Genomic DNA, 19,980 nt, shown 5'->3' on the forward strand with positions numbered 1-19,980 from the left:
CGCGCAACTCCGAACTAGTGGCGCTTGAAATACTGCACGTCGCGCTCGTGCTTCTCCGCCGCCGCGCGCGACTTGAAGGTGCCGAGATTGCGGCGCTTGCCGGTCTTCGGATTGACCTTGCGGGAATAGAGCCGGTACTCGCCGGAACTTAGTTTGCGGATCATCGCAACGCCTCGCCAATGCCTTTCGCATGTCAACGACATGCCGCGGAGAGCGTTCCAGTTCGGTTAGAAGCAGAGATTGGTCACGGCATTGCCGCGCTTGTCCTTGATGACATAGGGACAGCGGGCCCGCTCCAGCGCCTTCTTGGCATCCTCGTCGCCGAGCGCCGCCGCCCGCTCGTAATAAGCTTTCGCGGCATCGCTGTCCTTCGGCCCGCCGCGACCGGCCTGCGCGAAGGCGCCCATCCGCTCCAGCGCGCCCGGATGGTTCTGCGCAGCGGCCTTCTCGAACAGCGCCCGCGCGCCGACATCGTCCTGCGCGCCGCCCTGGCCTTCGGCCAGCATCATGCCGAGCTGGTACTGCGCTTCGGCATTGGTCTCGGCGGATTTGGCGAGCAATTCGCGCGCGCGTGCCGGATCAGCTGCCGCGCCGCCGCCGCCGAGCGCGGCGAGATTGCTGACGCCGCGCGCGTTGCCGGCCTGCGCCGCGCGCTCGAACAATTTGCGGGCCTGCGCCTCGTCTTTGGCAACGCCGGTGCCGTTGCCGTAGAGCACGCCGAGCTCGACCATCGCCGAGGTCGAGCCCTTGTCGGCGGCCTTGCGCCAAGCGCTTGCGGCTTCCGCCGTCTGCCGGTTGGCGGCATAGGCCCGGCCGAGCTGGTACATCGCGCGGCGCGACGATCTTGCGGCCACCGCGCAGTACTTGATCGCGGTCGCGATGTCGGCCGACGCGATGTCGGGCACGCCCTTCACGTCGGCCGGCTTGTCGGGATCGGTGGGATCGGCGGCAAGCCGGTCGCACAGCACGAGGTCGGCCGATTGCGCATGGGCAAGCACGGGCGCGGCCAGCGCCACAGCGAAGACAATCGCGTGAAGTGGTTTGAACATGACCAGCAGGTTGCGTCGCGGTGCGGGCGAATTCAAGGCTCGAGCCCGGTCTCGCGCAGCACTGGCGCGACGTCAGCCGACGACAGATAGCGCAGCAGATGATCGGCGGCCGCCGCGCGCTGCGACGCTGCCATGCGGCCGGCGGAGAACACCGCCGGGGTCTGCAAATCCAGCGGAATCGGCCCGACGACCTCGATGCCCTCGATCTGCTTCAACTCACTGATCTGCTGGATCGCCAGGTCGGCCTCGCCGCTGACGAGCTTCTCCGCGGTGAAGCCGCTCGGAATGATCACCGCCCGCGCGTTGATCGCCTCCACAATGCCGAGACGCTCGATCAGCTGCGCGAACAGGATGCCGCTGGCGCCGAGCCGCGAATAGGCCACCGCCCGCGCACCGAGCAGCGCCGCACGCAGCGCGGCTTCAGTCGCGATGTCGGGATGAGCCGTCCCCGCCTTCACCGCGACGCCGACATAGGAGCGCGCGAGATCAACGGCACTTTCCCGCGCAACGCGGCCCTCGCCGATCATCTCGTCGAGGCCCTGGCGGGTCAGGATCACGAGATCGGAGCCCTCGCCGCCGCGCAGGCGTTCGAGTAGTGCCAGCGCCGGGGCGAAATCGGCGTCGATCGCAACGCCGCTCGCCGCCTGATAGGCAGCGGCGAGCCGCGCGACCGCGCCCTTCAGCGCCAGTGTCGAAAGAACGCGAACCGAATTGCCCATATGGCCTATGCCCGCCGCATCAGCTTGAGCGCGGCCGTGAGGCGCAGGCTGCGCTTGCCGGCAAGCGCGGTCGCCTCCAGCACGGCGCCCTCGGCGTCGCAGGTGCCGGCAAAGCCGATGCCGACCTCGTGGCCGCCAAAGATCGGGTTCTCGCCCATCGCCGAAGTGTGCTCCTGATTGAGGATCTGGCCCTTCCAGCGGCCTTTCTCGGAGGTGTAGGTGCCGAGATAGTAGAAGAAAGCGTCGCCGCCAAGGATGCGGCCGTTGTTCAGCAGCATCACGCCGGTGAGGCCGCCGTCGACCCCGTCGAGCACGCGGATGTGGATCGAATAGAGCCCGTTGATGACGCCGCCCTCGCCGACCCCGCCGGCGAGCGGGATGTCCCCCTCGGTGATCGGCGTCATCACCGACTGGAACGGCACGCCGGGCAACTCCTTCAGCTCGCCCTTGAAGCGGTAGAGGTCGCCGTCCGGCCGGCCTTTGGCAATCAGCGTGGCGTCATCGGTACCGGCCATCGCGCGGTAGTTCGGATCGGGGTTATGGCGGACGGTCTGGATCTCGACTGCGACCTCGTCGCCGGCTTTCTCGTAGGTGCCGATATGGGCGAACGCCGAATTGCCGCCCAGCATCTTGCCATCGCCGACATACATCACGCCGCGGCCGACGGCGCCGCCGAGTTCGAACCGGACCTTGTAAAACCCCTCAAACAAGCGCCGCATCCCCGGCAGCCAAGATGCACCCGTTATCTAGCGCGGTTCATAACGCAGCGAAACCGGTTTCGGCGGAACGCCGCCTGCAAAGGGTATCGCTAAATAGCGAAGGTCCGCCAAGGCTGTCGCCCTGGCGGACCCGATTTGCGGTACCGGATGGCTCCATCCGGGTCCGATAGCAGCTTAGGCCGCAGCCTTGGCGCCGGTCGGAACCTCGGAGATCGTCTTTAGGATCTGCGAAGCGATCTGGTAGGGGTCGCCTTGCGAGTTCGGGCGACGGTCTTCCAGATAGCCCTTGTAGCCGTTGTTGACGAAGGAGTGCGGAACGCGGATCGAGGCACCACGGTCAGCCACGCCGTAGCTGAACTTGTTCCAGGGCGCGGTCTCGTGCTTGCCGGTCAGGCGCTTGTCGTTGTCCGGGCCGTAGACGGCGATGTGATCCATCAGGTTCTTGTCGAAGGCCTTCATCAGGCTCTCGAAGTACTCCTTGCCGCCGACTTCGCGCATGTACTTGGTCGAGAAGTTGGCGTGCATGCCCGAGCCGTTCCAGTCGGTGTCGCCGAGCGGCTTGCAATGGAATTCGATATCGATGCCGTAGCTCTCGGTGAGGCGCAGCATCAGGTAGCGGGCCATCCACATCTGGTCAGCGGCGGTCTTGGAGCCCTTGCCGAAGATCTGGAATTCCCACTGGCCCTTCGCCACTTCGGCGTTGATGCCTTCGTGGTTGATGCCGGCGGCGAGGCAGAGATTGAGATGCTCTTCGACGATCTTGCGGGCGACGCTGCCGACGTTCTTGTAGCCGACGCCGGTGTAGTACGGGCCCTGCGGCGCCGGATAACCCTCTTCCGGAAAGCCGAGCGGACGGCCGTCCTTGTAGAAGAAGTATTCCTGCTCGAAGCCGAACCAGGCGCCTTCGTCATCCAGAACGGTGGCGCGCTTGTTCGAGACATGCGGCGTCTTGCCGTCGGGCATCATGACTTCGCACATCACCAGCACGCCGTTCTCGCGCGCGGCGTCGGGATAGCAGGCGACCGGCTTCAGCACGCAGTCAGAGCTGTGGCCTTCAGCCTGCTGGGTGGACGAACCGTCAAAGCCCCACAGCGGAAGCTGTTCGAGGGTCGGGAACGACGCGAATTCCTTGATCTGCGTCTTACCGCGCAGGCTCGGCGTCGGCGTATATCCGTCGAGCCAGATATACTCGAGCTTGTACTTGGTCATTGAACCTCTCTGTTGATGATGCAAAACCGTGAGGAACCGAAAGCCAGTCGGCCGCCGCACGCGTACCCGGCCACCATCGGCCGGCTCTTACTAAGCAATTAAAATGCCAGTCGCTGCACTGCGGCGCCCGCCCGGCCGCGGATGTCCACAGCGGAGATCGCATTTTTTTCTGCGACATAGCAGCGCGGCTGGCATGCGCCGCGGTCAGTCAAAATCTTCTCCCAGCGCCCTCCGCCGCCCGTTTCTGCAGCAAATTCGGCTACGGCATCGCCTGCCGCTTAATGCGGCGGCAGCGCCATGTGACAGTTCGTGTCCAACGATCGGGTGCTCCGCAACCATCGTCGCGGCTCAAGCGTTGGTCAGCTACATCCTGCCTCACAGGAAGCAAACCCGAATCTGCCCACGAATTAGCCAAACAATGACTATTTCTTGTTCACTTGCACCCCGCCCAGCCCGGGCCGATATCGAAAACACGGTAACCACACGCGAATGAGTCGGGCGCACCATGGAGGCTCGCTCCGGCCAAAGGAGACTTTGACATGATCACCACGGGCCAAAACCAAGGACCGATCCAGGGATCGGCAACGATCTATCAATTCCCAGCAGGAGGCCGCGCGGCTCTCGGCGGACGCCGCTACGGCGAGACGCGGACGGCGCTCGAACTCGCCGCTGAGGTAGAAACCTCGGCCTGCAGCGAGAGCTGGTACCATCAGGCGGCCATCGACGACGCCAAGCCGGGCCGCGATCACTGATGCCGATGCGATCGAGGGGCGCGACGCAAAAACGTCAGACAGCAGCAGAACAATAACAAGGGTCGGAACGCGAGCGTTTCGGCCCTTTTTTCATGCCAGCTCGCATGCCGTCGCCGGCCGCCTCGCATGCCGGAGCCTGGCAAGCCCGGCCCGGCTGATCTCGAGCGTGACCCCGCCGCCCTTGTAGCGCGTGCCCGTCAGCGACAGGCGCTTCTTCAGCGTCACCGCCTTGCCGTCGAGTTGCAGATGCGCGCGCGTATCCCCGTTGAAGAACCCGGCAATGAATTGCGTGCCGTCGGCGCAGCGATAATTCCGGAAGGCGGACTGCGCCGACACGTTCGAGGAACCAAAGAGTTCGAAAAGAATTGCGCCGATGACAATGGCGCCCCCGCGATAAGTCATATTCTCCCCCCAACGGGCCGGTTATAGACCTGTCTGCGCCGCTATTCCTGCGCCAAGACCTCATCAGCTGCAACAGGCCCGCCCGATGTCCGAAGCCCCTGCCCGTCATCTCAATCTCGCCGGCGCCAGCAATTTTCGCGACCTCGGCGGCTACCAGACGCGCGACGGGCGGACGGTGCGCTGGCGCCAGATCTTCCGCTCCAACCATCTTGCGCATCTTACCGAGCAGGACGTCGCCGTGGTGCGCTCGCTCGGGGTCAGAAGCGCGTTCGATTTTCGCGGCGTCGCCGAGCGCGCCGAGGCGCTATGCGGCATGAGCGACGTCACCGTGCATTCGCTTCCCGTCGAGCCGACCGTGGTGGCTTCGCTGCGCGAGATCGCCAGCAACCGTCAGCTCTCGGAAGCCGATGCGATCGACGTGATGCGGGACTCCTACCGGGGCTATGTGCAGGACAACACCGCGCGCTACCGCACGCTGTTTGCCCATCTATTGGAAGACCGCGCGCCGCTGGTGATCCACTGCACCGCCGGCAAGGATCGCACCGGCTTTGCCTGCGCGCTGATCCTGCACGCGCTCGGCGTATCCGATCAGGTGATCGCGGACGACTATCTCCTGACCAACCGGTTCTACAAACGCGACCCGGCCCACAGCACCGATCTGCCTGACGACGTCAAGCAGGTGCTCGGCACCGTGCGCGCGGCATTTCTGGAGGCTGCATTCGAGGCGATCGATGCCGACTATGGCAGCCTCGACGGTTATTTCCGCGAAGGCCTCGGGCTCGGCCAGGCCGAGCGCAAGGCGCTTGAAAGCCGCTATCTGCAGGCCTGATCAGTTCGCCCGACTTTTCGCCCGACTTTTCGAGCGACGTGCACACCGGTTCGCGTGAAGAAAACGCGGCTGAACCAAAAAAGCTCAGGCCGCTGCGGCCTCGAGCTCGAGTTCCGCATCGAGGTCGGCAATCACATCCTCGAACGCCGAGATCGCCTGCTGGATCGCGGCGATCTGCATCAATTCCCAGCTGCCCACTGGTCCCTTGCGGTTTTGCAGCGCCACCACGAGATCGCGCCGCTGCTCCTTAAGCTGAACCAGCGGTAAACCGTGATCCGGAAGATTTCCCATTCGCATAACCCCTACCTTGGCTGGAGTTCCGCTTCTAAGGAAAGGGTTCTGCAAACGACTTACAGAACTGCTGCAAATTTTATCCAACAGGCCCTACCCCGTAGTCTTACGTAGTCGGGCCGACGTCGTTGGGCTTACGTGATCGCCTCCGGCTTCAAGGCGTCGTCGATCGCGCCGAACAGCGACTGGGTTACGCAATTGGTCGCCCATTCGCTGGTATGAAGCTGCCCGCCATCGTCGAGCTCGGCGAGTGGAATCCCGTCATCGGTCCAGCGCTTCATCAGCGCGAAGCGGCTGAACAGATTCACCTTCTTGCTTGCGGTCACTTCGGCGATCATCGGCATGATCACGTTGGCGAGATTGAGCGCAGCTTCCGTGCCGACGATCGCCTGCGTGTACTGGGAATCCATCACGACGACGTCAAGCGGAAGCGCTGTGAGCACGTCGAGCCCGGCCTCCAGCGTCGCGCGCACCTCGGCCGGATTGTAGCCCTTGTAGACGGCGTTGGTGCCGACCTGCCAGATCACCAGCACCGGCGCCTCAGCCGTCACGTCGGACTCGATGCGCGAATATTCCTCCGGCGCCTCCTGCCCGCCGATCCCGCGATTGATCACGTCGATCATCCGGCCGAAGAAGCGTTGCCGCAGCAGCATCTCGAGCCGCGGCGGAAACGGCAGGATGTTGTCGGCGCCCGCGGTCGAGGACGATCCAAGCGCCACCAGCTTGATCTTGCGCTGATGCCGCAGCGCATCCGCGAAGTGCGGCAGCTTATGTCCGAACCTGATGAGATCGGGATGGGTTTCGCACGGTCTGGGTGTCGGCATCGCAAACATCCTTGAGGTGAATGAATTGATGAATGCGCGCAGTGGGCGGCGAAATTGGCGGCATTGCAAATGAATTCCGCCTGATCATAGTGGGCATTCGTTTGCTCGCGAATGCGGAGACCGCCATGCACGGAAAAGCCATCGTCATCACGGGCGCCCTTGGCGCGCTTGGCAAAGTGGTCGCCACAGAGGCGCTGGCGCGCGGCGCGCGCGTCGCCGGCATCGATCATGCCGCGTCAACGCTTGCGGCGACGGCCGACCATATGGAGCTGGGCGGTGTCGACCTCACCGACACGGCGCAGGCGACCGCCGCGATCGACAAGGCGGCCGCGCATTTCGGCCGGCTCGACGGGCTGATCAACATCGCCGGCGGCTTTACCTTCGAGGCGGTCGGCGACGGCGCCCCGGCGACCTGGCAGCGCATGTATGCGATGAACGTGATGACGGCGCTCAACACCTCGCGCGCCGCTATCCCGCATCTCACCAAATCGGGCGCCGGACGGATCATCAATATCGGCGCACTCGGCGCCTTGCAGGCGGCCTCCGGCATGGGTCCCTATGCCGCCTCGAAGGCCGGCGTGCACCGCCTTACCGAGTCGCTCGCTGCGGAACTGAAGGGCAAGGTCACGGTCAACGCGGTGTTGCCCTCGATCATCGACACCGCCGCCAATCGCGCTGCGATGCCGCAGGCCGACATCTCCAAATGGGTGACGCCGAAAGAGCTCGCCCAGGTGATCCTGTTCCTCGCCAGCGATGCCGCGAGCGCCGTCACCGGCGCGCTGCTGCCGGTGAACGGGCGGGTTTAGATGCGCTCCCTCTCCCGGATGCCTTTCGGGTCGATCTGGCCGATGCCATATGCTCGTGATGACTACTGCAGAAGACATCGAAAAGGCCGTCGAACGGCTGCCTCCTCGTGAGCTGGCCCGCTTTCGCGCCTGGTTTGAAACGTTCGATGCCGAGCGTTTCGATGCAGCGATCGAACGGGACGCAAAGGCCGGGAAACTCGACGCCTTGGCGGACGAGGCCTTGGCAGCTTATCGCGCCGGACAGTCGCGCGACTTGTGAAGCACTCGGCCTCCCCCAAATTTTGGACTGCCTACGAATAACTACCCGTTCCAATCCGTGAGCTCGCCGACGCGAACTTTGCGCTGTTGAAGCGCAATTCACGTCATCCATCTCTACAATTCAAGAAGATCGGGCGATTTTGGTCCGTTCGGGCTGGCTTGCGATATCGCGCGCTTGCCGTCGAAACAAACGAGGATACCTCTGGTTCTGGATCGGCTCGCACGCAGATATGATCGCCTGATCAGCTGAGGCCGCGAGCGCGACTAGCATCGGCAGTTCAGTCCGCAACCAGCAGCCGCAGCTTCGACCGGAAGCGGATGCTCTGCTTGCCGGCGAGCGGCATGCCGTCACCTTCGGCTGTCTGGTCGGTGTAGGTGCCGGTAAATCCGATCGTGACCACCTTGCGTTCCCACACCGGGCGCTCGCCATAGGTCGGCGAATGCTCCTCGTTGGTGACCTCGCCCTTCCACTTGCCATCGGCTGCGGTGTAGCTGCCGTAGGCAAAGAAAAACGAGTCGCCGCCGCGCATCTGTCCGTCGCGCAGCACCATGACGCCCTGGTTGCTACCAGAGACGCCGTCGAGAAATTCGACGGTGATGTGATCGAGCCCGTTCCGGATCATGAGCTGCGCCTGGTCCCGGTTCCGACAATAGCCGCTCGGCCGTGTCTTGGGCAAATTCCAATCGCCTCGGCGGGCGCAATTCCGCGCTATGCTGGCGCACCGAGTCGCGGCCGATGCCGCAGGAGCCTGCCTGTTGGAAACCGCGCTTTATCTGCCCGTCAAACGCTTCCTGGAAAAGCTCGGCTTCACGGTGAAGGGCGAGATCGGCGGCTGCGACCTCGTGGCGCTGAGCGGCGATGATCCACCGGTCGTCGTGGTTGGTGAACTCAAGCTCGCCTTCAATCTCGAACTGATCCTGCAGGCGGTCGATCGCGCCGGCGCCGCTGACGAGGTGTGGATCGCGGCCAAGGTGTCGGCCCGCGGCAAGGGCCGCGAGAGCGACGCGCGCTATCGTAATCTGTGCCGGCGGCTCGGCTTCGGCATGCTCGGTGTCACCGACCGCGGCGACGTCGAGGTGCTGGTGCCGCCGCCGACCGCGGCGCCCCGCCGCAATCCGAAGAAACGTTCACGGCTGATCACCGAGCACCAGAAGCGCAAGGGCGATCCCGCAATGGGCGGATCGACGCGGGCGCCGATCATGACCGCCTACCGGCAGCAGGCGCTGGCCTGCGCCTGTGCGCTTTCGGATGGGCCGCGGCGGGTGCGCGACCTCCGCGCGGATATTCCCGACGCCGGCAAGATCCTGCTGCATAATGTCTATGGCTGGTTCGATCGCGCCGAGCGCGGCATCTATGTGCTGACCGATGCCGGTCGCGCCGCGCTGAAGCGCTGGCCGCAGCAACAGATGAGTGCATCCGGAGCAGAAGCTATCCCGTAGAGCATGATCCGGAAAAGTGCGAAGCGGTTTTCCGAAAAGATCATGCTCAAACAAGAACCTAAAGTGCGATGATGACTTGGCTTCATCGCGCATTGGAGGGGGAAATCATGATCGTCGTCACCGGCAGCGTCACCGCCCGCCCCGACTCGTTCGACGAGGTGCGGCGGCTGAGCCTTGAACATGTTCATCGCTCGCGCACCGAGCCCGGCTGTATCTCCCACGCGGTCCATGTCGACTGCGAGAATTCGCTCAGACTGGTGTTCTTCGAGCAATGGGCCGACCGCGCCGCGCTGGCGGCGCATTTCGCGGTCCCTGCGTCACGCGATTTCGTCCGCTCGCTGCAATCTCTCGCGGCCGCGGCGACCACCATCGAACTTTATGACGCTCACAAGATTGAGAGACTCTAGCTGCATGGCTGGATTGCCATCTCACATTCATATTGCAATGCAACATTGGGGACCTTACGTATCTCTCGCGATTCAATGATGAGGCGGCGATGAGCGGAGACTGGAACACCAAGTATGGCACCCGGCGCGTGCGGCATGATCCGCCGACGCTGGAAGAAGCAATCTTCGCGGCCATCGGCATCACCGATGACGTGGAGGCCCAGGCCGAGATCGCGTCGGCCCTGATGGGGCTGCCCTACGAGGACGTGCTCGCCGAGGTGAAGAAGACCGCGCGCGTCAGTGCCCGCACCGGCACGGCAACCCGTGTCATCGCCGGCGAACAGGGCGCGCAGCGCTCCGTGGTAGTCGAGCGCCGCGTGGTCCGCCGCTTTGCGACCGACAAGCGCACCGGCACCTGAGACGCACCATCCAATTGCTGAAAGAAAAAGGGCAATCCATTGAGTGGATTGCCCTTTTTCGATTGATCTGGGATTCTTGCTGGACGCGTTTCCTTCACGCGAACCGGTATCCACTTCGCTTGGAAACGCTGCCGATTCAGGCCGCCCGGCCCCAGCCGGAGATCTGCATCACCATGCGCCAATACGCGCGGTTCATTTCGACGATCGCGTGCGCAGCCTCGACCGGCGTCACCGCGGCGACAGCCGGCGCCGCTTCGGGCTGCTGCTGCTCGCTCAGGTCGATGCTGCCGGTCGACTCGCCATGACGGAAGGTCAGCTGGGCACCGAACTTGGTGGCGAGCGCCCGCATCGCATCGTTCTGTGCGCCAGTGGTGATGCGCAGGCTGCCGTAGCCCTTGGCGTGCGCCTCGGCGATCAGCTTGCGGAACAGGGTGCTGCCGACGCCCTTCCGCCGCGCCGACCGCTCGACGCTGAAAGCGATCTCGGGCTGGGCATCCGGTGACTGCTCCGGCGGATGCAACTCGGCCGCGCCGCGGACCACGCCGTCCTCGAAATAGGCGATGATGACCGTGCCGTCATTGGCGCAGCGCTCGGCGTAGCGGCGGATGAAACTGTCGTCGATGAAGCCATGAAAACGATCATGACGGCTGGTGCGATCCAGCCGCAGCAGGTGATCGCGCAGCAGCGGAAGCTCTTCCTGCTGGCTCAACGTCCGCACGGTGCCCTTGGCGGCCGTCGAACGAATGGAATCATAGTTCATTTCATAACTCCTCTTGGTAGCCCTCGAGGAGGCGTCGAGTCCCTAGCAACCCCTATATTGTGCGACGCACCATAAAATTCAAGCGCCGAGATTCATTCAATTAAGGCATGTGGTGATTGGTAAATCACATTATCGCCCCATCATAGTACCAGCTGTGTCTGGGTCACCACCGCGACCAGCTTGCCGTCTTCGGTCTCCAGCCTGGTCTGCCACACCTGGGTCCGCCGCCCGCGGTGAACCGGTGTTGCGGTCGCAATCACGGTCGTCCCCTCCTTGGCGCCGCCGATGAAGTTGGTCTTGCTCTCCAGCGTCGTGGTGCCCTTGGCGTCCCCAGGCAGGTTGATCACGGTCGCGGCGGCGCCGACCGAGTCCGCAAGGGCCATCACCGCGCCGCCATGGATCGTGTTGCGGAGGGTGCAGAGGTCCGGCCGCACCACCATTTTCGCGACCACCCGGTCCTGATCGGCCTCGATGAACGTAACGCCCTTCAGTTCCGCAAACGGCATCTTCATCGACTGGATCTTTTCGAGCGGCGTCATGGGCACTCCCTGCTCTGTGGCCTTCTTCGAGGTTGATATCGGGCATGATGGATTGCCAGAGCGGGCCCTGCAATGACGTCTGAGGTAATGGCGCGAATGACGTCATGACATCAGTGACAGTGTGCCTCGGAGCCTGCATACCGCCTGCCATGCGCGACTTCCCTCCCCGTCGGATCGTCTGCCTGACCGAAGAGACGGTCGAGACGCTCTATCTGCTCGGCGAGCAGGACCGCATCGTGGGCGTCTCCGGCTACGCGGTGCGGCCACCGCAGGTCCGCCGCGAGAAGCCGCGCGTGTCGGCGTTCATCTCCGCCGACATGCCAAAGATCCTGGCGCTCGACCCCGATCTGGTGCTCGCCTTCTCCGATCTGCAGGCCGACATCGTCGCCGATCTCGTGCGCGCCGGCGTCGCCGTCCACGTCTTCAACCAGCGCGACGTCGCCGGCATCCTCGCGATGATCCGCAGTCTGGGCGCAATGGTCGGTGCCGCCGACCGCGCCGATCGGCTCGCGCAAAACCTCGAACAACGGCTGGCGACGATCGCGGCAACGCCGCGTCCGGCACCGCGGCCAAAGGTCTATTTCGAGGAATGGGACGATCCGCTGATCAGCGGCATCGGCTGGGTGTCCGAACTGACCGAGATCGCCGGCGGCGAGGACGCGCTGCCGCATTTGCGCGTTCACAAGGCGGCCAGGGATCGCATCGTCACGCCTGACGCGGTGCGCGCGGCGATGCCCGACGTGATCCTGGCGTCCTGGTGCGGCAAGAAGGTCGTGCCCGACCGCATCCGCAAGCGTGAGGGCTGGAGCGAAATCCCGGCGGTGCGCAACGACCGCATCGTCGAGATCAAGTCGCCCATCATCCTGCAGCCCGGCCCCGCGGCGTTGACTGACGGGCTCGATGCGATCGTGAAGGCGTTGTGGGCGGAGCGCTGAAACCTCCAGCGTCGTCCCGGCGCAGGCCCATAGGCGCTAAGATAGTTTGATCATAGTCTGATAGTGGCGCTTATGTCTGGGTGGCTCGCGTAGATGTCGCCGGAGAGCGTGACTGGCTCTGCAGAGTAGAGCGATTGCGGGCTGTGGAATGATCGCTTGCCGTAGCGAAGCGACGAGCTGGCGCAGCAGACGCCACGTCACTGGGTGGGTCAGGCGGCGTCGGGCAAGCGGGGAGAGTCTTCGAGTTCGTCGACGAGCGGCTCGAGCAATAGAATGATCAGCAGATGAGCGAGGATATGGGGTCTGGCGGACCGCTCGTCGGTTCCGGGAGGTCCCTTCAGGCCAATCAGGCTTTTCAGCCGCTTGAAGCCGAGCTCAATGCGCCATCGCAGCCGATAGAGGGCGAGGATATCTGCAGTCGTGAAGTCCTCTGGCCTGAGTGAGGTCACCAGGATCACCCAATCTGCGGCGTCAAGTGTTTGCCTGGAGAGCTGATGACCTCCCTTTTGTGCAGTCCGGCGCGCCTTGCGTCGCGCAGCCGCAGCAGCTTGCGCCGGCTTCTTCGCGGCAACCAGACGCACTGCGAGCGGCGGCGCACCTGACTTGCGCTTTATCCAAATCGGCCGATCGATCAGGCCACGCGCCGAGGCGTTGCGCAGTTCGGCAGTGAGGTCAACAAGATTACCTTCGGCATCGAGCCAGCGCGCGCTCTTCCAGCCGGCCCGGATCACGAAGTCTGCATCGGCATCGACGAGATGCGCCATGCGCTCCGGTTGCAGATAGGCGCGATCGGCAAGACGGATCTCACCGGCAACCGCCGGTATCCGATCCAGCGTCTCGCCCGCTCGCTGATCGGTCAGCTCGAAGTGACCAAAGCGCTCCTGCGGAAGATCGAACGCGCTATGGATACGCCACACTGCGTTCTTGTTCCTGCCGCTCGTCCCAGCCTTGGGGACCGTCGTGGCGTCAACAATACGGATCAGACGACCGCGGCTCGCCTTCGGCGCCGCGTCGGCAAGCGCCTGCTCGACCAAGATTGCCAGCCAATCTCCGCACTGACGTAAGCGATACAACAGAGCCACGTTGGAGATATCGACAAGCCCAACCGACGTGGCCCATGCCGCCGTCAACCGCAGCCCTTTCTCACCAAGGCAATAAGCCAAGATCAGGCGCAGCAAGTCGACCGCATTGCTGATCTCCCGCGGACGGACAAACGCCTTCGTCTTGCGCGCGCTAATGTTCAGAGCCTCGGCTCCGCCAAGTCGGGCGACAACGCGCGCCCAATCTTTGTTCACAAGCGATTCGTGTGCCATTCCATCTTGGAATCACAAACGAATCCAAGGCGCAAATCCTATTTTAGCGCCTATGGGCGCAGGCCGGGACCCATACTCCGCGGCTAATGTTGTGATCGGGACTCGTCCTCGCAGCGCTGCACAACAAGCAAGATTTGTGGTTATGGGTCCCGGCCTTCGCCGGGACGACAGCGAATTTGTTGCGCAATCACGCACAAGACTATGATTGCAATGGCGTAGGGAGAACGAAGCTACGCCTTCTCTACGCCGCACCATTCCGCGATGAACAGCGCCATCGCCTTGGTCGCTTTGCGCAGCGACTCCAGCTCGACATATTCGTTGAAGCCGTGCATCGCCGCGCCGGTGGCGCCGAAGCAGAGGCTCGGGATGTTGTGGTTCAGACCGTAGAAGCGCGTGTCGGTCAACGCGGTGAAGGCGCGGTCTTCCACCGCGCCGCCATAGACGACCGAGTGCGCCTTGGCGAAGGCAGCTTCCGGTGCCTCGGAGTTCACCAACTCGTAGCCTTCCGACAGGAAGCCCGACCATTCGACCTGCGGCGGATTGTTGGAGAGGAAGCGATGATCGCGCGCCGCCGCCGACACGCAGGCCAGAATCTCCTTCTGACACTCCGCGATCGACCAGCCCGGCAAGACCGCGATGCGGCAGTCGACGTCGCACCAGGCCGGCACGCTGGAGGCCCAGTCGCCTCCCTTGATGATGCCCGGATTGAAGTTGATCGGGTGATTGACGCCCTTGAAATGGCGGTCGGCCTTGGCGCGCTCGTTCCAGGCGATCTCGAGCTTCTCCAGCGCATGCACCAGATGATACGCCGCCATGATCGCGTTCGAGCCCGCGCCGGCCTCGAACACATGCACCGGGAAACCGCGCACCTTCAGGCGGAACCAGATCACGCCGACCTGCGAGCGGATCATCGTGCCGTTGGTCGGCTCCGGGATGAAGCAGGCATCGGCGCGATAGCCGCGCTGCAAGGTCGAGAGCGCGCCGACGCCGGTGCTCTCCTCCTCGATCACGGACTGGAAGTGAATCCGCGCCGTCGGCTTCAGGCCGGCCTTCCTGATCGCATCCAGCGCATAGAGCGCGGCGATGGTGCCGGACTTCATGTCGCAGGCGCCGCGGCCATACATCCTGCCGTCCTTGATGACGGGCGAGAACGGCGGCGTCTCCCACATCTCGAGCGGACCGGTCGGCACCACGTCGCAGTGGCCCTGCAGGATCAGCGATTTGCCGGCATTGCTGGCCGGGCGGTAGGTGCCGACCACCGTGCGTGCCTTCGAGAAATCATGCTCAATCGGGCCGAAGCCGCGCAAATCCTTTAGCTCGTCGAGATTGATGTGCCAGTCGTCGACCTCGTAGCCGCGCTCGCGCAGGAGATCGCCGATCATGTCCTGGCACGGCCCCTCGGCGCCGCGGGTCGAGGGGATCGCGACCAAGGCCTGCGTCGTCGCAAGCTGCGCATCGAATCCCTCATCAACAGCGGCAAGGATTCGTTGTTGCGTCTCGGCAGTCATGCTTTGGCTCCATCGGGAAAACAGATCAGGCGGGAGCCGGAGCGTAGCCCGATTTCACTCCGCGGGGTATTGCGCAAAATAGGCGTCCCGCAATGCATCTTCGAGCAGCCGGCCCTCCGAATAACCATCGAGCGTCTTCGGCCGCGTCACGCCGTCGAGCAGCCGCGGACACGGCTCCGGCGCGCCGAGCACGGTGCGCACCGGAATGCGCTCGGCATAGATCGGCAACTCGTAATCCTCGTCATCGTCGGCGACGCCCTTGGCGCGAATTTTTGCCGAGGCCTCCTCGATCTTCATCGCGATGAACGAGGTCGCCTTGATCTCCTGCTTGTTGCTGGCACGCAGGCTCGCGGTGCGCTCGGGAAAGAAACGGTCGACCATCGCGACGATCGCGCGTTCCTTCTCTGCGGGGTCGGTGACGAGATAGGCTGACCCGAACGCCATCACCGCGCGATAGTCGGCCGAGTGGTTGAAGCCGCAGCGCGCCAGCACCAGGCTGTCGAGATGGGCGACCGTCAGGCACACGCGTTGCCCTTCGGACTGGTTCTCCAGCATCCGGCTCGCGCTCGAGCCGTGCCAGTAGAGCCTGGTGCCCTCGCGCCAGAAGAAGGTCGGCGTGCAATAGGGCTGGCCGTCGATCACGTAGGAGACGTGGCACAGCATCGAGGCGTCGAGGATCTTGTGCACGGTGGCGTGGTCGTAGAAGCCGCGGTCGTGGCGGCGCTTCACGCGGCTGCGGGACGACATGGGATAGGACGGAGCGGATGCGCCTTCGGTCACGGTGAGCCTTTCGAAATCTGGAATCTGTCCAGAGTTGTAGCGGCTCATTTGGTCTGCGATAGTGCCAATTCCATGCGAAAAATTCCGACCAATTCTCGGGAGCCCGCGGCGCGCAAGGCCGAGCTGCCGCTCGATCTCGCCGGCCCGCACGTCACCCCCGGCGCGGCCTCGCAGCAGCGGCTCTATCAGGCGCTGTGCCACGCGATCGTCGGCGGCCTCGTCAAGCCGGGCGAGCCGCTGCCGCCGTCGCGCGCGCTCGCCAAGCAGACCGGCTTCCGCCGCAACGCGGTCACCACGGCCTATGAGCGGCTGATCGCCGACGGCTTTGCGGTGGCAACCACGGGCTCCGGAACCTTCGTCGCGGCGCGCATTCCGGCGCAGGCCGCCGCGCCGCGCCGTGCAAGGATCGCGATCGAACCGCCGCAGCACAACGCGCTGTCGCTCGGCTGCACCCATATCGACGAGCGCGCGCTGCAGCGCTTCCGCGCCTTCGCCGGCCGCAGGCTGCGCGCCTTCGGGTCCGAGCATCTGCATTACGGTGATCCCCGCGGCAGCAGCGAGCTGCGCGCGGCGATATCGGACCATCTGCTGTCGGCGCGCGGGCTGCGCTGCGACCCCGACCAAATCATGCTGGCGTCCGGCACGCTGCATGCCCTGCGCATCGTGCTCGGGGCGATCCTCAAGCCCGGCGACCAGGTCTGGTGCGAAGACCCCGGCTATCCGGCGGCGCGGCGCGCGATCGAGCATTGCGGCTATCGTCCGGTGTCGGTGCCGGTCGACATGTCGGGCATGCGCATCGACAAGGGGCGCGCGTCCGCGCCGCAAGCGCGCGCTGCCTATGTCACGCCCTCGCACCAGTTTCCGCTCGGCGTGCAGATGTCGATGCCGCGCCGGCTCGAGCTGCTCGACTGGGCACGGGATGCCGGCGCCTTCGTGTTCGAGGACGACTACGACAGCGAGTTCCGCTACGACGGCGCGCCGCTGTTGTCGCTGGCCGGCATCGATCATCTGCGCCGCGTGATCTATATGGGCACGTTTGCGAAGACGCTGTTTCCCGGATTGCGGATCGGCTATTGCGCCCTGCCCGAAGCCTTGATCGGCCCGGTGACGGCGGCGCGCGCCGCGCTCGACCGCTTTCCCGCCACGTTGATGGAAGGCGCGGTCGCCGACATGCTGAACTCCGGCGCCTTCGCGGCCAACTTACGCAAATCGCGCAAACTCTATCGCGAGGCGCGCGACATCCTGGCGTCGACGCTTGTGAGCGCATCCGAAGGCGAGCTCACGGTTCCCGTGCCCTCGCAGGGCCTGCACCTCGTGGCGCGGCTCGATCCCTCGACCGATCCGCTGATTGCCGCGCAGGCAAAGGCTAATGCCGGCGTCGGCGGCTGGCTGCTCGCCGAGACCTATCATCGCGCGCCGCCTCTGCCCGGCTTCGTGCTGGGATTTTCCGGCCATCCGGTTCCGCAACTCGTTGCATCGGCGGAACGATTGGCGAAGACAACGCTCGCCGCGCTGCGCGCGACGCGCAAGACATCGGTCAAGCCATCCGCCAAGCCGCAGCGCTCTAGGAGAATCGCAGTCACCTGACTAAGGTCGCCCGCGTTCAGTCAGTGTCCGCTTACGGAGATACCGGATGCCAAATCGCAACGTCCTGTATCTCGTGATCGCCGCGCTGGTCGTGATCGCAGGCATGCTCGGCTACAATCTTTATCAGGCGAACAAGCAGCCCGAAGGCCTTCAGATCAATGTCGGCCCCGACGGGCTCAAGATCCAGAACAAGTGAAGGAGGCTGCGATGCTGCGCTTGGGATTCGTCGCGCTGGTCAGCGTCGCAGCTCTTGGCGCGATGACTCAATCCGCCGCAGCAGAGCAGTCCTACATGCGCGAGGGCGACATCGTCGATCTGCGGGTCGGCCAGCGCGTCCTTGTCGATGACGGCTCGTGCCCGGCCGGGCAGATCAAGCAGGTCGTCGGCTCCAGGCTGAGCCAGAACGGCGTGGTGCGGACCAGCAGCTGCGTGCCGCGCCTCGCCAAAAAGTAAAACGCCCCGCTGACGCGAGGCGCTGCGGTCCTCATTGCTTTGAGGCGCGGCTCAGTTCGAGACCGGCTCGAACATACATTGCAGGGTCGGCTTGGCGATCTTGGTGAAGGTCGGCCCGATCTCGCCCTGCTTGGACGGCGGCACCCAATCGGTCTCGATGGTCGGCACGCCGGTCTCGCTGATACCGCGTAGCAGCGCCTGGCGCAGGTCGGGATCGTCCACGGTCGCGGCGGCGTGGTCGTGCAGGCAGCCGCACACCGCCTCGGGATGCGCCCAGCGGCCGAGCATATGCGGCGCGCATTGCCGCACGAACTCGTCGCGCGGTTCAGGCACGCGGTACAGCGAGCGGATCTGCATCGATTCGAGGGGGAGCTGGGATTGGGCCTGCGCGGCGCCCGCCAAGGGCCCCATCAGGACAAGCGATGCCAACATCGCGGCGGAACAGATACGGAGCACCATTGGGAGAGCCTTTAACCGGCAGTTCTGTTTTTTGCGTTGCGCTCAGTTGGCCTGCGCCAGCACCATCGGGACCGGGGTAACTACCGGCGAGCCGTTATAGGAGAAGGTGCCAATCCCGGGCAAACCGCTGTCCGGCGAGCCTGCCATCGACGAACCGGCCATCACAAAGGCGAAGGCGAGGATCAGGCTCATGGTTCGCATCTGACAGTCTCCGTTATTCCGCTCGGCATCCGGCGCCGTTATGTGACGGTCTGATAACGATCTGCCGTTTCCGGAGTTCTGCGGAACAAGCCGAAAATGGTTTCGTCGGAACTCGAATTGTTTCGTCGACCAGCGGTCCACGAAACATTCGGCGGAAAACACCAATGATTTCATCGGCAGGAGCGTGGCTGAAAGGCTGTTGAAAACTTCGCACGACAATGCCGGACCCCGGCCACTGCCGGAGCGACGGCCAATTATGCGTGCAAACTGAACGAGCTAGCGCGCTTTGTTAACTTTCCTTTGCTGAGAGGAGAAGCAGCACAGCAAGGGCGGCGGTGAACCGGGCGGCGGTTTCGTCGACTCATGTCTGGGCGCCGTGCAACCATCTTCGCGGTGGCACGTTGTCGTAATCCCTCCCGATCCAACGAAGGATGTCAGTCGTGGGCAATGGCAACATCGGTGTTGGCAATGAATCCGCGGCGAGCAAATCCGGCCAGCAGCAGATGACGGCCGCGATGCCGCAGCAAGGCGCCTACGTGATGGGCGACAATGAGTGCGCGCCGCAGAAGCTGGTCCGCCTCGTCGGCTGCCGCGACTCGAAGGTCAAACCGGGCCTTGGCATCAGCGCGAAGCAGTTCGGGCAAACCGAGCGCTAGCTCGCCCACCGCCTCAGCCGCCTGGGCCAAGCCCCTGCTCCAGCTATTGAATGAACTCGCCGCACTTCTGCACGGCAGCATCGGCCGCGCCCCACGGCATAATCGGCACCGACGACGTCGAGTTCTTTGGCGAGCCCTCGATCAGGCGGTCCGAATAGACCATGTAGACCAGCACGTTGCGCTTGGCGTCGCAGCCGCGCACGATCTGCATCTTCTTGAAGAACAGCGACCGGCGCTTGCTGAACATGTCATCGCCCTGCCCGAGCTTGGTCTTGAAGCGGATCGGCCCGATCTGCCGGCAAGCCAGCGAGATATCGGAGACTTCCTCGGCAAGGCCAAGCCAGCCCTTGAAGCCGCCCCTCTCCGGCACCGTGAAGTGACAGGCGACGCCCTCGACCTCGGGATCGTCGACGCCATAGGTCGCGAGCTTGTCGTTGGGGCTCACCCATTTGAACACGGTGGAGCGGCGAAAGATCAGGTCCGGCTCGTCGGCCGCGACCGCAGGACCCGCCTGCCCCAAAGCCAGCAACATCAGCAGCACCGCGCATCCCCATCGAGACAACCGTCGCAGGTCACACAAGCTCACAGTTCTCGATGTCATTGAGGTCTCCGCGGGGTGGGTCCCGCCTATGTAGTGCGCAAACGCCGCACAGGAAGGCGCTGACAGTTCGGTGATCGAACGCGGC

General features: G+C 64.2%; 29 protein-coding genes. 12 read left to right on the forward strand and 17 right to left on the reverse strand.

Features of this window, described 5'->3' with window-relative positions:
* Positions 1-14: 14 nt before the first annotated feature.
* The 5 genes from ACVWZM_RS42820 to ACVWZM_RS42840 form a co-directional block, all read right to left on the reverse strand.
* Positions 15-164: a hypothetical protein gene (locus ACVWZM_RS42820; protein ID WP_092086355.1), complete on the reverse strand. Its 150-nt coding sequence runs from the start codon at positions 162-164 to the stop codon at positions 15-17.
* 63 nt (positions 165-227) lie between these two features.
* Entirely contained in the window at positions 228-1,049 is an 822-nt protein-coding gene (locus ACVWZM_RS42825) for a tetratricopeptide repeat protein (RefSeq protein WP_076832067.1), read from the reverse strand.
* Positions 1,050-1,081: 32 nt separating this feature from the next.
* Positions 1,082-1,768 carry a substrate-binding domain-containing protein gene (locus tag ACVWZM_RS42830; protein WP_456856266.1) on the reverse strand — a complete coding sequence of 229 codons (687 nt, stop codon included), beginning with the start codon at positions 1,766-1,768 and terminating at the stop codon, positions 1,082-1,084.
* Between the two features lie 5 nt (positions 1,769-1,773).
* Positions 1,774-2,478, reverse strand: coding sequence for a hypothetical protein (locus ACVWZM_RS42835; protein ID WP_057020062.1), 705 nt, complete (start codon positions 2,476-2,478; stop codon positions 1,774-1,776).
* Positions 2,479-2,661: 183 nt separating this feature from the next.
* Positions 2,662-3,696 (reverse strand): glutamine synthetase beta-grasp domain-containing protein, encoded by a 1,035-nt coding sequence (locus tag ACVWZM_RS42840; RefSeq protein ID WP_024581543.1) that lies wholly within the window; start codon positions 3,694-3,696, stop codon positions 2,662-2,664.
* Positions 3,697-4,235: 539 nt separating this feature from the next.
* On the opposite strand from ACVWZM_RS42840, the gene ACVWZM_RS42845 reads away from it, so the two are divergent.
* Complete coding sequence (locus ACVWZM_RS42845; protein WP_051002896.1) at positions 4,236-4,448, forward strand: DUF2735 domain-containing protein; 213 nt, start codon at positions 4,236-4,238, stop codon at positions 4,446-4,448.
* Positions 4,449-4,538: 90 nt separating this feature from the next.
* On the opposite strand, the gene ACVWZM_RS42850 is transcribed toward ACVWZM_RS42845, so the two are convergent.
* Positions 4,539-4,850 (reverse strand): MliC family protein, encoded by a 312-nt coding sequence (locus ACVWZM_RS42850; RefSeq protein WP_057019926.1) that lies wholly within the window; start codon positions 4,848-4,850, stop codon positions 4,539-4,541.
* Positions 4,851-4,935: 85 nt separating this feature from the next.
* Between ACVWZM_RS42850 and ACVWZM_RS42855 the strand changes: the two genes are divergently transcribed.
* The gene (locus tag ACVWZM_RS42855) at positions 4,936-5,679 is read left to right on the forward strand and encodes a tyrosine-protein phosphatase (protein ID WP_456856268.1); all 744 of its coding nucleotides are present in this window, start codon (positions 4,936-4,938) and stop codon (positions 5,677-5,679) included.
* Positions 5,680-5,763: 84 nt separating this feature from the next.
* On the opposite strand, the gene ACVWZM_RS42860 is transcribed toward ACVWZM_RS42855, so the two are convergent.
* Both ACVWZM_RS42860 and ACVWZM_RS42865 read right to left on the reverse strand, forming a co-directional pair.
* Positions 5,764-5,970 (reverse strand): hypothetical protein, encoded by a 207-nt coding sequence (locus ACVWZM_RS42860; protein ID WP_035634033.1) that lies wholly within the window; start codon positions 5,968-5,970, stop codon positions 5,764-5,766.
* 134 nt (positions 5,971-6,104) lie between these two features.
* Positions 6,105-6,794, reverse strand: a complete 690-nt coding sequence (locus ACVWZM_RS42865) for an SGNH/GDSL hydrolase family protein (RefSeq protein WP_141340476.1) — start codon at positions 6,792-6,794, stop codon at positions 6,105-6,107.
* A gap of 125 nt (positions 6,795-6,919) precedes the next feature.
* Between ACVWZM_RS42865 and fabG the strand changes: the two genes are divergently transcribed.
* Complete coding sequence (fabG, locus tag ACVWZM_RS42870) at positions 6,920-7,600, forward strand: 3-oxoacyl-ACP reductase FabG (protein WP_456856270.1); 681 nt, start codon at positions 6,920-6,922, stop codon at positions 7,598-7,600.
* A gap of 49 nt (positions 7,601-7,649) precedes the next feature.
* Positions 7,650-7,859, forward strand: coding sequence for a hypothetical protein (locus tag ACVWZM_RS42875; RefSeq protein WP_371852171.1), 210 nt, complete (start codon positions 7,650-7,652; stop codon positions 7,857-7,859).
* Between the two features lie 277 nt (positions 7,860-8,136).
* On the opposite strand, the gene ACVWZM_RS42880 is transcribed toward ACVWZM_RS42875, so the two are convergent.
* Positions 8,137-8,481 carry a hypothetical protein gene (locus ACVWZM_RS42880; RefSeq protein ID WP_456856272.1) on the reverse strand — a complete coding sequence of 115 codons (345 nt, stop codon included), beginning with the start codon at positions 8,479-8,481 and terminating at the stop codon, positions 8,137-8,139.
* 133 nt (positions 8,482-8,614) lie between these two features.
* Between ACVWZM_RS42880 and ACVWZM_RS42885 the strand changes: the two genes are divergently transcribed.
* From ACVWZM_RS42885 to ACVWZM_RS42895, 3 genes are all read left to right on the forward strand, one after another.
* Positions 8,615-9,298: a DUF2161 domain-containing phosphodiesterase gene (locus ACVWZM_RS42885; RefSeq protein ID WP_057020059.1), complete on the forward strand. Its 684-nt coding sequence runs from the start codon at positions 8,615-8,617 to the stop codon at positions 9,296-9,298.
* Between the two features lie 107 nt (positions 9,299-9,405).
* On the forward strand, positions 9,406-9,705 hold the full coding sequence (locus ACVWZM_RS42890) for a putative quinol monooxygenase (RefSeq protein ID WP_076832055.1): 300 nt from the start codon (positions 9,406-9,408) through the stop codon (positions 9,703-9,705).
* An 89-nt stretch (positions 9,706-9,794) separates the two neighbouring features.
* The gene (locus tag ACVWZM_RS42895; RefSeq protein ID WP_057019921.1) at positions 9,795-10,103 is read left to right on the forward strand and encodes a hypothetical protein; all 309 of its coding nucleotides are present in this window, start codon (positions 9,795-9,797) and stop codon (positions 10,101-10,103) included.
* Positions 10,104-10,239: 136 nt separating this feature from the next.
* Here ACVWZM_RS42895 and ACVWZM_RS42900 read toward each other — a convergent pair whose 3' ends face one another.
* Both ACVWZM_RS42900 and ACVWZM_RS42905 read right to left on the reverse strand, forming a co-directional pair.
* Positions 10,240-10,863 carry a GNAT family N-acetyltransferase gene (locus ACVWZM_RS42900; RefSeq protein ID WP_141340474.1) on the reverse strand — a complete coding sequence of 208 codons (624 nt, stop codon included), beginning with the start codon at positions 10,861-10,863 and terminating at the stop codon, positions 10,240-10,242.
* Positions 10,864-11,003: 140 nt separating this feature from the next.
* Positions 11,004-11,402 (reverse strand): PaaI family thioesterase, encoded by a 399-nt coding sequence (locus ACVWZM_RS42905; RefSeq protein ID WP_057019919.1) that lies wholly within the window; start codon positions 11,400-11,402, stop codon positions 11,004-11,006.
* 149 nt (positions 11,403-11,551) lie between these two features.
* Here ACVWZM_RS42905 and ACVWZM_RS42910 point away from each other — a divergent pair, with 149 nt between their 5' ends.
* Entirely contained in the window at positions 11,552-12,337 is a 786-nt protein-coding gene (locus ACVWZM_RS42910; RefSeq protein WP_057019918.1) for a cobalamin-binding protein, read from the forward strand.
* Between the two features lie 209 nt (positions 12,338-12,546).
* On the opposite strand, the gene ACVWZM_RS42915 is transcribed toward ACVWZM_RS42910, so the two are convergent.
* From ACVWZM_RS42915 to ACVWZM_RS42925, 3 genes are all read right to left on the reverse strand, one after another.
* Positions 12,547-13,632 carry an IS4 family transposase gene (locus ACVWZM_RS42915; protein WP_456851881.1) on the reverse strand — a complete coding sequence of 362 codons (1,086 nt, stop codon included), beginning with the start codon at positions 13,630-13,632 and terminating at the stop codon, positions 12,547-12,549.
* Positions 13,633-13,880: 248 nt separating this feature from the next.
* Positions 13,881-15,158: an ArgE/DapE family deacylase gene (locus ACVWZM_RS42920; protein ID WP_456856274.1), complete on the reverse strand. Its 1,278-nt coding sequence runs from the start codon at positions 15,156-15,158 to the stop codon at positions 13,881-13,883.
* Positions 15,159-15,212: 54 nt separating this feature from the next.
* Positions 15,213-15,905 carry a pyridoxamine 5'-phosphate oxidase family protein gene (locus ACVWZM_RS42925; RefSeq protein WP_456856856.1) on the reverse strand — a complete coding sequence of 231 codons (693 nt, stop codon included), beginning with the start codon at positions 15,903-15,905 and terminating at the stop codon, positions 15,213-15,215.
* 105 nt (positions 15,906-16,010) lie between these two features.
* Here ACVWZM_RS42925 and pdxR point away from each other — a divergent pair, with 105 nt between their 5' ends.
* Genes pdxR through ACVWZM_RS42940 form a run of 3 tightly spaced genes read left to right on the forward strand, consistent with a single transcriptional unit; the run spans position 16,011 to position 17,978 of the window.
* On the forward strand, positions 16,011-17,525 hold the full coding sequence (gene pdxR, locus ACVWZM_RS42930) for a MocR-like pyridoxine biosynthesis transcription factor PdxR (RefSeq protein WP_456856276.1): 1,515 nt from the start codon (positions 16,011-16,013) through the stop codon (positions 17,523-17,525).
* 46 nt (positions 17,526-17,571) lie between these two features.
* Positions 17,572-17,721 (forward strand): hypothetical protein, encoded by a 150-nt coding sequence (locus ACVWZM_RS42935; protein ID WP_167350431.1) that lies wholly within the window; start codon positions 17,572-17,574, stop codon positions 17,719-17,721.
* A gap of 11 nt (positions 17,722-17,732) precedes the next feature.
* Entirely contained in the window at positions 17,733-17,978 is a 246-nt protein-coding gene (locus ACVWZM_RS42940) for a DUF6719 family protein (RefSeq protein WP_210262764.1), read from the forward strand.
* Between the two features lie 51 nt (positions 17,979-18,029).
* On the opposite strand, the gene ACVWZM_RS42945 is transcribed toward ACVWZM_RS42940, so the two are convergent.
* Positions 18,030-18,437: a hypothetical protein gene (locus ACVWZM_RS42945; protein ID WP_018271325.1), complete on the reverse strand. Its 408-nt coding sequence runs from the start codon at positions 18,435-18,437 to the stop codon at positions 18,030-18,032.
* Between the two features lie 42 nt (positions 18,438-18,479).
* Entirely contained in the window at positions 18,480-18,638 is a 159-nt protein-coding gene (locus tag ACVWZM_RS42950; protein WP_310879470.1) for a hypothetical protein, read from the reverse strand.
* 431 nt (positions 18,639-19,069) lie between these two features.
* Between ACVWZM_RS42950 and ACVWZM_RS42955 the strand changes: the two genes are divergently transcribed.
* Positions 19,070-19,294, forward strand: a complete 225-nt coding sequence (locus tag ACVWZM_RS42955; RefSeq protein WP_076832039.1) for a hypothetical protein — start codon at positions 19,070-19,072, stop codon at positions 19,292-19,294.
* A 43-nt stretch (positions 19,295-19,337) separates the two neighbouring features.
* Here ACVWZM_RS42955 and ACVWZM_RS42960 read toward each other — a convergent pair whose 3' ends face one another.
* On the reverse strand, positions 19,338-19,895 hold the full coding sequence (locus tag ACVWZM_RS42960; protein ID WP_028332339.1) for a CreA family protein: 558 nt from the start codon (positions 19,893-19,895) through the stop codon (positions 19,338-19,340).
* Between the last annotated feature and the right edge of the window lie 85 nt (positions 19,896-19,980).

The organism is Bradyrhizobium sp. USDA 4501 (genome assembly GCF_054062115.1).

Coding starts and splice junctions, on each gene's coding strand:
- ACVWZM_RS42820 (WP_092086355.1), bottom strand. CDS start 164: ATGATCCGCAAACTAAGTTCCGGCGAGTACCGGCTCTATTCCCGCAAG.
- ACVWZM_RS42825 (WP_076832067.1), bottom strand. CDS start 1,049: ATGTTCAAACCACTTCACGCGATTGTCTTCGCTGTGGCGCTGGCCGCG.
- ACVWZM_RS42830 (WP_456856266.1), bottom strand. CDS start 1,768: ATGGGCAATTCGGTTCGCGTTCTTTCGACACTGGCGCTGAAGGGCGCG.
- ACVWZM_RS42840 (WP_024581543.1), bottom strand. CDS start 3,696: ATGACCAAGTACAAGCTCGAGTATATCTGGCTCGACGGATATACGCCG.
- ACVWZM_RS42845 (WP_051002896.1), top strand. CDS start 4,236: ATGATCACCACGGGCCAAAACCAAGGACCGATCCAGGGATCGGCAACG.
- ACVWZM_RS42850 (WP_057019926.1), bottom strand. CDS start 4,850: ATGACTTATCGCGGGGGCGCCATTGTCATCGGCGCAATTCTTTTCGAA.
- ACVWZM_RS42855 (WP_456856268.1), top strand. CDS start 4,936: ATGTCCGAAGCCCCTGCCCGTCATCTCAATCTCGCCGGCGCCAGCAAT.
- ACVWZM_RS42860 (WP_035634033.1), bottom strand. CDS start 5,970: ATGGGAAATCTTCCGGATCACGGTTTACCGCTGGTTCAGCTTAAGGAG.
- ACVWZM_RS42865 (WP_141340476.1), bottom strand. CDS start 6,794: ATGCCGACACCCAGACCGTGCGAAACCCATCCCGATCTCATCAGGTTC.
- fabG (WP_456856270.1), top strand. CDS start 6,920: ATGCACGGAAAAGCCATCGTCATCACGGGCGCCCTTGGCGCGCTTGGC.
- ACVWZM_RS42875 (WP_371852171.1), top strand. CDS start 7,650: ATGCTCGTGATGACTACTGCAGAAGACATCGAAAAGGCCGTCGAACGG.
- ACVWZM_RS42880 (WP_456856272.1), bottom strand. CDS start 8,481: ATGATCCGGAACGGGCTCGATCACATCACCGTCGAATTTCTCGACGGC.
- ACVWZM_RS42890 (WP_076832055.1), top strand. CDS start 9,406: ATGATCGTCGTCACCGGCAGCGTCACCGCCCGCCCCGACTCGTTCGAC.
- ACVWZM_RS42895 (WP_057019921.1), top strand. CDS start 9,795: ATGAGCGGAGACTGGAACACCAAGTATGGCACCCGGCGCGTGCGGCAT.
- ACVWZM_RS42900 (WP_141340474.1), bottom strand. CDS start 10,863: ATGAACTATGATTCCATTCGTTCGACGGCCGCCAAGGGCACCGTGCGG.
- ACVWZM_RS42905 (WP_057019919.1), bottom strand. CDS start 11,402: ATGACGCCGCTCGAAAAGATCCAGTCGATGAAGATGCCGTTTGCGGAA.
- ACVWZM_RS42910 (WP_057019918.1), top strand. CDS start 11,552: ATGCGCGACTTCCCTCCCCGTCGGATCGTCTGCCTGACCGAAGAGACG.
- ACVWZM_RS42920 (WP_456856274.1), bottom strand. CDS start 15,158: ATGACTGCCGAGACGCAACAACGAATCCTTGCCGCTGTTGATGAGGGA.
- ACVWZM_RS42925 (WP_456856856.1), bottom strand. CDS start 15,905: ATGTCGTCCCGCAGCCGCGTGAAGCGCCGCCACGACCGCGGCTTCTAC.
- pdxR (WP_456856276.1), top strand. CDS start 16,011: ATGCGAAAAATTCCGACCAATTCTCGGGAGCCCGCGGCGCGCAAGGCC.
- ACVWZM_RS42935 (WP_167350431.1), top strand. CDS start 17,572: ATGCCAAATCGCAACGTCCTGTATCTCGTGATCGCCGCGCTGGTCGTG.
- ACVWZM_RS42940 (WP_210262764.1), top strand. CDS start 17,733: ATGCTGCGCTTGGGATTCGTCGCGCTGGTCAGCGTCGCAGCTCTTGGC.
- ACVWZM_RS42945 (WP_018271325.1), bottom strand. CDS start 18,437: ATGGTGCTCCGTATCTGTTCCGCCGCGATGTTGGCATCGCTTGTCCTG.
- ACVWZM_RS42950 (WP_310879470.1), bottom strand. CDS start 18,638: ATGCGAACCATGAGCCTGATCCTCGCCTTCGCCTTTGTGATGGCCGGT.
- ACVWZM_RS42955 (WP_076832039.1), top strand. CDS start 19,070: ATGTCAGTCGTGGGCAATGGCAACATCGGTGTTGGCAATGAATCCGCG.
- ACVWZM_RS42960 (WP_028332339.1), bottom strand. CDS start 19,895: ATGACATCGAGAACTGTGAGCTTGTGTGACCTGCGACGGTTGTCTCGA.